This window comes from Amphibacillus jilinensis Y1 (assembly GCF_000306965.1).
GTDB lineage: Bacteria > Bacillota > Bacilli > Bacillales > Amphibacillaceae > Amphibacillus_C > Amphibacillus_C jilinensis.
Genome location: NZ_JH976441.1, coordinates 4,300 through 5,177, shown reverse-complemented (window position 1 = coordinate 5,177; position 878 = coordinate 4,300). Strand labels below are relative to the sequence as shown.

Annotated in this window: 3 protein-coding genes; all 3 read left to right on the top strand. The window is 38.4% G+C overall.

The genetic code is table 11. The annotated features are described in order from the left end of the window. Positions 1–178 precede the first annotated feature (178 nt). Positions 179–379, top strand: coding sequence for a hypothetical protein (locus B494_RS19660; RefSeq protein WP_033193712.1), 201 nt, complete (start codon positions 179–181; stop codon positions 377–379). Positions 380–434: 55 nt separating this feature from the next. Then, positions 435–605 carry a hypothetical protein gene (locus tag B494_RS21200; RefSeq protein WP_017473325.1) on the top strand — a complete coding sequence of 57 codons (171 nt, stop codon included), beginning with the start codon at positions 435–437 and terminating at the stop codon, positions 603–605. Positions 606–674: 69 nt separating this feature from the next. Continuing rightward, positions 675–878, top strand: a 204-nt coding sequence (locus B494_RS21360) for a hypothetical protein (RefSeq protein WP_206536226.1), incomplete at its 3' end; no start/stop codon positions are given.

Here is an 878-nt window from a genome sequence, read left to right as displayed (position 1 = left end):
ACTGTAAGGGGTGATGTAATGGACGTATCGAACGTGTGGGATTGGTCGTTTTTTTGGGATAGTTTTGGCTTTATTTTAAGGTTAGTCGCATCATTTTTAATGATCGTTGTCGCTATTATAGCTGTCGGCATGCTACTTAAAGTCGTCATTAATGCTATTCGAGAAAGCAGGTCATGACATGGAAATTAACTTTTGGAGTCAAGATAACATGTTAGAATTTTGGCGATACGTCAGATTTTTACTATCAGAAGTAAGTCCGGGTGTCATGCTAGCGTTTGCGGTTACAGCGGTCAGTTTCTTAATCCCAGTTGTATTTAGAGCTTTTAAAAAGTCAGATGACGATTTAGCTTCTAGGGATTATGAACTGCGAGAGTATTAATAATAGGCATTGCCTATATTATAAATTAAAAATTAAAACAAGGAGGAATTATATCATGTTTGATGGTTTATCATTACCGTTTGATGTAGGAGAATTAGTTTCAGCAGGTGGCGATTTGTTAGGTTTGGTTTCAGGGTTTGCGCTTTTAGGTCTGGGAGCGTTTATGTTCGCCCCTAAAATTATTGGTCTTATCCGCCAAGCTTTTGCTAATCGAGGGAAAGCATAATTTATTTAGAGAAAACGGGAAGGAAGGGTAAAGCTACCCACCCGATTTTTCAGTTAGTGAGGGATTTATATGCGAAAGATCGTTTTTCTTGCGCTGTTTGTGCTTTTGCTACGGACAAGCACCACACTTGCTTATGGGGTAACATCAACAAACTACAATGCCAGCGGGGAGGATATCTATTATATTTACTTTCCCGATTCATCGCAAGTATCAAGCTTTACTTTTTCAGCAAATGATTTTGATTATTCAGTGTCATATGACTATGTGGGTCAG

Coding starts and splice junctions, on each gene's coding strand:
- B494_RS19660 (WP_033193712.1), top strand. CDS start 179: ATGGAAATTAACTTTTGGAGTCAAGATAACATGTTAGAATTTTGGCGA.
- B494_RS21200 (WP_017473325.1), top strand. CDS start 435: ATGTTTGATGGTTTATCATTACCGTTTGATGTAGGAGAATTAGTTTCA.